This is a genomic window from Inquilinus limosus (genome assembly GCF_002195995.1).
GTDB classification, from domain to species: Bacteria; Pseudomonadota; Alphaproteobacteria; order DSM-16000; family Inquilinaceae; genus Inquilinus; species Inquilinus limosus_C.
In genome coordinates, this window is the sequence record NZ_NHON01000164.1 from 1 (window position 1) to 8,619 (window position 8,619).

Genomic DNA, 8,619 nt, shown 5'->3' on the forward strand with positions numbered 1-8,619 from the left:
ACCCTGATACGACGGGCCGCACCCCGCAACCGACACGCCTTGTGGAACCGCATCGGCTCACTGCTCGACCGTTTCCCACCGCTCGAATGCCAGAACTACATCCTCAATTCCGGATATCTCGCGCCAACCTAGGTGGCTAACGCTCTAGACAAGAGCGTTCAGGAGACCAGGAGCCCGTCCGGATTGGGCGCACGCCGCCATGAATCAGGGCGGCGAGGGAGCCTCCCTGCCCACCAGCGACGCCGGCGGGATGTCGGCCGACAAGTCCCCGCCGGCATCCCGTAACGCCGGTCCGGATCAGCCGGCCGGCTTCAGTTCCTCGGGCAGCTCCACTCCATATTTTTCGGCGCCGCGGCGAAGATAGGCCCAGAAGAAGGGATTGTGCCGCCATTGGCATTCCCGCCAGAACAGCTGCAGGTATCGGCCGGGATGCTTGCGGTACAGAAGGGCGTCCTTCTCGAAGAAGCGCGACCGCTCGGCCAGGGATTCGCGCTCGACCGACCGGGGATGGGGTGGGTGAAACACCCAGGCCTCATGCGAAAAGGGTACCCGCCCCAGCTCCAGGGCCCGCCAGCCAAGATCGGTATCCTCGCGGAAATGGGGGTTGTCGAACAGGGGGTCGAACCCATTGAGGGCATGGAACGCTTCCGCCCGGAGGAAGAGGTTGGCCGTCATGAAGGCCATGCCTTCGAAACCTTCATTGGTGACTGGCCGCCATTCCGGGTCGTCGACCCGGTCAGACAGGATCAGGCCCTCCACGCCGACGACGCCGGGGTCATCGAACAGCGGCCGTGCGGAAGCGAGCCAATCCTGGCCGGGTTCGCAGTCATCGTCGGTGAAGGCGATGATCTTTCCGATGGCCAGATCGGCACCGGCATTACGCGCGGGCACAGCGCCGCGGACGTCGGTATGCACATATGTCAGGCGGAAGCCGAAGGGTTTGTCCCTGTCCGGCCACGGCTCCGTGCTCTGATCGATGACAATGACCTCGAAATCATTGTCGCTCTGGCTCGCCAGCCGTGCCATCAGCCGCGACAGATGCTCGTGCCGCTCATATGTCGGAACGATGATCGAGAAGAAGGCCGAGCGTCCCAGGGCCCGATGACGGTGTTGGAGCAGACGGCCGACATTGGCTGAGATGCGCTCCCAGGAGTAGCGCCTGTCGGCTTCCGTCCTCGCGGCTTCGGAGAGATCCTCTCGGGCCGGCGCATCGACAACCAGCCGCGATACCGCCGTCGCGAAATCGTCGGCATCCGCGACGAGGAACGCTGTGCTTGCCGTCTCGATGCCCCGCGCGCCCACTTTCGTGGTCACGGTCGGCAAGCCCCAGGCCATGAACTCCAGCATCTTGATGTTGGTGCCCGAGCCGCTGAACATCGGATTGATGGCGATATCCGTGACCGAAAGCCATTCCCGCTTGGCGTCCTCCGACAGGGCGCCGGTCACGACGAGGTTGGGGGCTTCGAGACCGGCCTTCCCGACCTCGTCTCCGGCACCGCCGCCGATGACGAACAGAACCTCCGGAACCTGCCGTGCGAGCGTAGATGCGATGAACCGCGCCGCTTCGAGATTCGGGGCGTAATGGCTGCCGAGGAAGAAGGCGACAGGACGGTCTCCCAGGCTTAGACGATCCCGGATCTCACGCCGTTCGGCCGCCGTCAGGCGAGGGATTTGTCGGGTGAAGGCACCATTCGCCGCCACCCGGATCTTGCCTGGGGGGATATCGTAGAGCCGAGAGAACAGCAGCCGGTCCTCGTGCGAGCAGGCCAGGATCAGATCGGCCGCGCGACACAGCCGGACCTCGACATCCACGACGCCTCGGGCAATTTGCGTACCGGCACCCCCGTCATCCAGCAACTCTGTTCGCAGCAGACCTTCGACATTATGGGCATCGTAGACGATCGTCTGGCGCGATGGATCGAGGACGTCGCGCACGAGCGGGTAGACCCAAGGGTGCGAGAACACCACGATGTCCGCCTCGGCCGCGGTCCGGCGAGCCGCCGCGATGTAGTCTGGCGAGAGATGGGCCGTGGTGTGGAAAGTGCTGTCGATGACGGTCTTCCCTCCGGCAGCTCTTCTCTGCCGCTTCGCCTCGGCGAAGTGGGCGTCGCTCAGCGGGATCATGATTTCGCGCAGAGTCGGCGAGAGCATCTGGTCGCGGAAGCCCGGGCCCGGCCAGTCGTAGCTGCCGACATATGTCGTGGCGTGCTCGGCTCCGAGGCCGTGATAGAGACCCAGAAGTCGCAGCCGTCCCCCGCCCACTGGAGGGTCTATCGGCTGCATGTCGAGGATGGCGATGCGCATGTCGGATTCTGGTGACAGGATTAGGAGGAGGGAGGATCGATAAGGCCGAGAGCTCGGGCCAAACTATGGCCGATGCGCTCCCAGGTGATATGCGCGACGGAGGATCGGCCACGGCAGCCCATCGCCATGGCCATCTCCGGATTCTCCACCATTCGTTCGAGCCAGCCTGCGAGGGCGGAAGGTTCGGGCTGGCTCACGAAGCCGGTCTCGCCGTGCCGGACCAGGCGTGACGGTTCGCCGGAATCGGTGCAGGTGATGACCGGTTTGCCGCTGCCGAATGCCTCGAGGGTGATCAGGCCGAGATCCTCCCGCTTGGGGACGAAGGCGACGGCCAGCGCGTCGGCGTAGAGAGCGCGCAACTCGTCCTCGCTCACGCGCCCGAGGAAGCGGATCCGGGGATCTCCGTCGGCGATGGCCTCGAAATAGGCCCGATCCTCGCCGGTCCCGGTGATCAGAAGCTGGACGGGCCGACGGATCAGCTTGATCGCGGAGATCGCCAGGTCGACACGCTTCCAGCGGTGCAGACGCCCCGGAAGGAAGATGTATTCGTATCTGCCCTGCCTGAGGCCGTCGAGAGTGGTCGGATGGTGCAGCACCTCGGCATCGATGCCGTTGTACTGCTTCAATCTCTCTCTGACTTCATGGCCGATCGTATAGAGGTGCTTCAGCCGTCGCGAGGTGAGGGCGGCCGTGTCCAGCTGGTGGATCAACCGGCGTTGTTCCAGCAACGCGGCGGAAGGGGCCGGGAACTCGGCGTCGAACATGTCGTAGAAGACGCGCATCGTGTGCACCAGATACCCGACATGGTTCCGGTGGCGGATGGCATAGCTGGGCGCCTTGGTGGACACGACGCCATCGTACGCGTCGAGATCCAGGTCATAGAAGCGAAGATAGCTTTCCTTGATCTGCTCGAAATTGCTCTCGTCGCTGACCTCCGACACGATCTCCGCCTGCAACCCGACGTTCTCCAATGCGGATTGGAGCCCGCGGTAGAGCCGTTCGACGCCGCCGACTTCGCCGGTTCCGGATCCGGCGGCGACGATCGCGACTTTCGCTCCGGTCATGGGGCGCAACCGATTCCGGGGGCCGACAACGCCCGGCGGAGCCGCAGCAAGGTGATCACGATTCCTTCCACCCGATGATGCTGTAGTCCTGCGGACCGAACAGCTTGCGCTGCAGCAGGGCGAGCATCGGATCGTCGTAATCGCGGTGCGCCCAGTCCATCGGGTGCAGGTCCAGCACCTCGACTCCGCTGAATCCTCTGGCTGCCGCGATGAACGAGACCAGGTCCGACGGCAGCGGATTCAGGTGGGTGGGATCCATGTAGAACCGCTCGGCCGCCACCTGCAGATTCGAGGGATTCGGCGTCTCGAAAATCACCAGGCCGCCCGGCTTGAGCACGCGCAGCACCTCGTCGAACAGGGTGACGAGAACATTGAACGGAATGTGCTCGATAATGTGGAAACCCGTGACCGCGCCGAGGCTGCGCTCCGGCAGCGACCGCAGGATCTCGAGCGCGTCTCCCAGCGTGGCCTTGAGGCCACGGGCATGACATTCCTCGACCATGATCCGGTTGAGGTCGATCCCCGACGCCGCGAGGCCGTTCTCGCCGAGCAGTTCGAGCCACTCGCCCCGTCCGCAGCCGATATCGATCAGCTCGCCTCCGGTGGCCTCCGCGGCCTTCCTGGCGTATGGGACATAGATCTTCTGGCGGTTCTTGATGTCGTCCCGCGTGCCTCGGTAGCGGTCCTCGAACGAGACGTAGAAAGCATCAAGCAGATGGCTCTGCTCATTTGCGATCGTCTCGATCTGCGTCGTGTCGAAGGCCTCCGGCAGCCGCTTGCGCGCCTCCGTCAGCAGCAGTTCGAGCCGCAGCTTCTGGTCGACGATGCTGCGCCAATGGCTGTTGATCCGGCCGCGCAGCTCCTCTGTTTCGGCTTGCAGGCGAAGCAGATGGGGGTCGACCTCTCGAAGGCTGGACAGGTCCGTCGCCAATGAAGCGACCCTTTCCCTCAGCTCCTCGGTGGTCGCCCCCGCCTGATCGAGCTGGTGCCTGCTGCCCGCAACGGTCGCGGCGATTGCATCGATGCGTCCCGCGAGATCGGTTTGGGCGCCGGCGAGCGGTTCGATCTGCCGGCGAAGCTTCTCGATCGAGGCTTTCATGGGGCCGGCCAATGTCTGCTGCTCGACACGGGCCTCGGCGGCGACCTGCTGGGCCGTCAGCGTCGCCACTGCTTCGAAATTGCGGACCTCCCGCGCGATCCGCGGCAGTCGCGACAGGTAGCGGATGCCCTTGCCGAAATTGACGATCGAGCGCAGCGGTGGTTTCCGCGCGGCCTTGTGCCAGGCCATCCGCCACCGAAGGCCGCGGATTCGGATTCCGCGTTCCCGCCCTTCCTCGGAATTGACCAGGCGCCGCAGCACCACGAGGCGGTCCAGCCGGCCATGGTTGAGGTGCTTCAGATAGTGACTGCGGCCGACCGCATCCGGCTCCCGGCCGAGGATCTTCAAATAGGCCGCTCGGATGAAGTCCTCGTTCCGCTTGCCGCGAAGCAGCTCCCGAACCGCAAAAGTCCGGCGCGCGCCATCGGGCGGCATCGGTTGACGCGGCTGGTTGTTGCCTGCGGCTTCCTTGGCCGGCGATCCGGCGGCGGGAAGTGCCGCCTTCGCTGCAATCTCGGCGCGGATGCGCTTCATCAACTCGTCGAGATCTGGAGTATCCGTCATGGGCGCGTGTGCTGTCGGTATGAGGGCTGATTGATTCGAGCCAAACACCTGGAACCGGGGTGCGTTCCGGCGGCGGTCCTCGAACTGGGCGATCGCCCGCCCTGTCCTGCGTCAGGGTGCGAGACGCTCGATCATCATGTTCATTGCGGATGCGGTGCTTCGTCGCTCACCGCCATTTCCCCGCGGCCGGCAAGATCGCAGAACAGCCTTGAGGTGGTGTCCTGGCTGTTCCGAGCCCGATCGGGACCATGCTTGCCTTAGCCGTTGGAAAACCATTAGGGTGCGGCCTCTTACCACAGGATTTCCGTTTGATGAAATTGGATTCGGCCGCCGTCAAGATGACAGCCTCCCAGGATCAGGCTGAAAAATCAGGCTCTCGACTCAAGTTTCTGGATGGCCTCAGGGCTATCGCCGCCTTGTCGGTCGTCGGACAGCACGCAGGTGAGCTCCTGTATCCACAGTTTTTCGGGTGGAGCATCACGGTGTGGCGGCCCGGGCAATTCGGAGTCTTCCTGTTCTTCATAATTAGCGGCTTCGTCATCCCGTATACGATCGGCCGCTATCGGAGCCCGCTGTCGTTTGCTTTTGGCCGGTTCTTTCGCATTTTCCCGCTTCTGGCGGCGGCGACCGCCTTCGTCCTGCTCACGTCGGGGCAGGACTACTCGCTCGGGGTGATTGTCGCCAACTTATTTGCGGTGCATCTGTTTTTCACGAATATCAATATCGTGGGATCGTCCTGGACGCTGTACTACGAGTTGATCTTCTATGTTCTCATCGGCGTCGCCTTTTTTTCAAACAGGCTTCCAAACTCGTTGCGCGTCATCAGTGTCATCCCGCTGCTTCCGTTGCTGCTGAATGGCAGCATCTCCGGTGACCTGCTGTTCGGCAGCGCGGCGAAGTTCGTCCATAGCTGGGAGGCGATCGCGGTTGTATTGGCCTTCTCCGTCATCCTGGCAATGGCGATAGCAGGCCACGCCCTGTCCAGCCTATTGAAGGTGCTCCCTTTTGCCGTTGTTGTCGGATTTTTGCTTTTTCACAATTATAGAGGGATATTCTATAATCTGACGCTCGTTCAGTTTTTTGCTATCGGCGTATTATACTATTTTCACTATACGAAACGCCTTGCGACAAGGCATCTTGTGATGCTTCTGATCGCCAATGCGGTTATGATTCTGATCAATTTTCGGATTTTCTACTATCCTTTCGAATGGCCGGCGCCGCAGCCTTTGCACGACTGGCTGGCTCCTTATTTCGTCGATGCCGACAAGGTCGGACGCCTGGCGCCCTGGTGGACCGATCCGGTGACATATATCTGTGCGATCGTGGTGTTCAGCTTCGGTTATTTCTTCCGCTACGGCCTGGAGGGACGGGTGATCACCTGGCTGGGAATGATCAGCTACTCGATCTACATCGTGCACTCGGTGATCATCCACCATTTGCCGCAGATCACCGGGTCGCGGATCGTCACATTTTTCGGCTGGATGGCGATCAGCGTCGTCGTATCCTGGCTGACCTATCGGTTGATCGAGGATCCATTCCACCGGCTGGGACGACTGGCCGCACGCTGGGCCGACACTCTGTCGGACCGGCCGCCACGACACGAAGCCGCCGTGGCGGAGATGACGGCACGGTGACGATATTCGGACGGCGTGCGACGACGCCGTGCTTGCAACCATCAGCCCTCGCGGAGCCCTCATGAAAGGCATCATCCTGGCCGGCGGCAGCGGCACCCGGCTGCACCCGCTGACGCTCGCCACCTCCAAGCAGCTGATGCCGGTCTATGACAAGCCGATGATCTACTACCCGCTCAGCGTGCTGATGCTGGCCGGGATCCGGGAGGTGCTGGTCATCTCCACCCCGCACGACATGCCGCAGTTCCAGCGGCTGCTCGGCGACGGCTCGCAATGGGGCATGGCCTTCGAGTTCGCGGTGCAGCCCAGCCCCGACGGGCTGGCCCAGGCCTACATCATCGGCGCCGACTTCGTCGCCGGCGGCCCGTCGGCCCTGATCCTCGGCGACAACATCTATCACGGCCACGGCCTGCCGGAGCTGCTGGCTTCGGCCGCGGCGCAGCCCTCCGGCGCCTCGGTCTTCGCCTATCACGTCGACGATCCGGAGCGCTACGGCGTGGTCGGCTTCGGCGCCGACGGCCGGGCCGCGTCGATCGAGGAGAAGCCGCGCAACCCGACCTCCCACTGGGCGGTCACCGGGCTCTACTTCTACGATCCGGAGGTGGTCGACATCGCCGCGAACCTCAAGCCCTCGCCCCGCGGCGAGCTCGAGATCACCGACGTCAACCGCGTCTATCTCGAGCGCGGCCGGCTGCATGTCGAGCGGATGGGCCGTGGCTTCGCCTGGTTCGACATGGGCACGCATGACAGCCTGCTGGAGGCCGCCAGCTACGTGCAGACGCTGGAGCGGCGCCAGGGCCTGCGCGTCGCCTGCCCGGAGGAGATCGCCTATCTGCGGGGCTTCATCGACCGCGAGCAGCTCATCGTCCAGGGCCGCAAGCTGGAGAAGAGCGGCTACGGCAAGTACCTGCTGAAGGTCGCCGACGGGCTGGCCTAGCGGCCCGTCCGGCGTCATGCCGCCCCCAGCCCGAGGACCGATCCATGTCGCTCGACGGGACCTATGATCGCGACAACGTCTTCGCCCGGATCCTGCGCGGCGAGCTGCCGGCGGCGAAGGTGCATGAGGACGGCGACACCCTGGCCTTCATGGACGCCTTCCCGCAGTCCGAAGGCCATGTCCTGGTGATTCCCAGGGCCGGCACGGCCCGCAACCTGCTGGAGGCCGACCCCGCCACGCTGGCGCGGCTGATGGCGACGGTGCAGCGGGTCGCGGCGGCGGTCCGCGCGGCGCTGCGGCCGGACGGGGTGATGGTGGCCCAGTTCAACGGCGCCGCGGCCGGGCAGACGGTCTACCATCTGCATGTCCACGTCATCCCGCGCTGGGAGGGCCGGCCGATGAAGGGCCACGGCCAGGCCGGCCCGGCCGACGCCGCCGAGTTGCGCGCCCAGGCCGCCCGCATCGCCGCGGCGATGACGGCCTAGCCGGAGGTCCGGCGGCCGTCACCCCGCGGCGCGCCCTCAGGCGCGCTGGATGTCGAAATGCTTCAGCACCGGCTCCTCGATCTTCCACACGCCGGTGAAGCCGGGCTCGACCACGAAGGCGTCGCCGGGGCCCACCTGCACCGGGGCGCCGCCATCGGGGGTGATGGTGATGCGGCCGCGGATGATGTGGACGAACTCGTATTCGGTGTAGGTGGCGTGCCAGCTGCCCGGCGTCGCCGCCCAGGTGCCGGACAGCATGCTGCCGTCGGCGGAGATGTGCTGCACCCAGGTCTGCATCGTCGGCTTGCCCTCGACCACGCGCCAGCCCTCCAGGTCGGCGGTGATGGGCTCGCCCGACGGGGCCCCCAGCTTCACGATCGTCGCCATGATTTTCTCCGCGGTTCGGCCGGCGGGCGCCGGATGCGCCGCCTGGACCCGGGCGCGACTGTGCCGGCCGGCCCCGCCGCGGACCTGCCCCCGCGCGACCATCCCTGGCGCGCCGCCGCCATCGGCCGCCGCACGCCGCCGCCAGGCC

At 64.8% G+C, this 8,619-nt stretch carries 7 protein-coding genes; 3 read left to right on the forward strand and 4 right to left on the reverse strand.

The window, feature by feature from the left end; all coding sequences use genetic code 11:
* Positions 1-297: 297 nt before the first annotated feature.
* Genes BWR60_RS34865 through BWR60_RS34875 form a run of 3 tightly spaced genes read right to left on the reverse strand, consistent with a single transcriptional unit; the run spans position 298 to position 5,031 of the window.
* A complete protein-coding gene (locus tag BWR60_RS34865; RefSeq protein WP_088157759.1) occupies positions 298-2,304 on the reverse strand; it encodes a glycosyltransferase in 2,007 nt (668 codons plus the stop codon).
* 20 nt (positions 2,305-2,324) lie between these two features.
* Positions 2,325-3,368 (reverse strand): glycosyltransferase family 4 protein, encoded by a 1,044-nt coding sequence (locus BWR60_RS34870; RefSeq protein ID WP_088157761.1) that lies wholly within the window; start codon positions 3,366-3,368, stop codon positions 2,325-2,327.
* Positions 3,369-3,423: 55 nt separating this feature from the next.
* On the reverse strand, positions 3,424-5,031 hold the full coding sequence (locus BWR60_RS34875) for a methyltransferase domain-containing protein (protein ID WP_088157763.1): 1,608 nt from the start codon (positions 5,029-5,031) through the stop codon (positions 3,424-3,426).
* A gap of 311 nt (positions 5,032-5,342) precedes the next feature.
* Here BWR60_RS34875 and BWR60_RS34880 point away from each other — a divergent pair, with 311 nt between their 5' ends.
* From BWR60_RS34880 to BWR60_RS34890, 3 genes are all read left to right on the forward strand, one after another.
* On the forward strand, positions 5,343-6,665 hold the full coding sequence (locus tag BWR60_RS34880; RefSeq protein WP_179222074.1) for an acyltransferase family protein: 1,323 nt from the start codon (positions 5,343-5,345) through the stop codon (positions 6,663-6,665).
* A 61-nt stretch (positions 6,666-6,726) separates the two neighbouring features.
* A complete protein-coding gene (rfbA, locus tag BWR60_RS34885; RefSeq protein ID WP_088157767.1) occupies positions 6,727-7,599 on the forward strand; it encodes a glucose-1-phosphate thymidylyltransferase RfbA in 873 nt (290 codons plus the stop codon).
* 44 nt (positions 7,600-7,643) lie between these two features.
* Positions 7,644-8,084, forward strand: a complete 441-nt coding sequence (locus BWR60_RS34890; RefSeq protein ID WP_088157769.1) for an HIT family protein — start codon at positions 7,644-7,646, stop codon at positions 8,082-8,084.
* A 36-nt stretch (positions 8,085-8,120) separates the two neighbouring features.
* On the opposite strand, the gene BWR60_RS34895 is transcribed toward BWR60_RS34890, so the two are convergent.
* A complete protein-coding gene (locus BWR60_RS34895) occupies positions 8,121-8,471 on the reverse strand; it encodes a cupin domain-containing protein (RefSeq protein ID WP_088157771.1) in 351 nt (116 codons plus the stop codon).
* Positions 8,472-8,619: the final 148 nt, after the last annotated feature.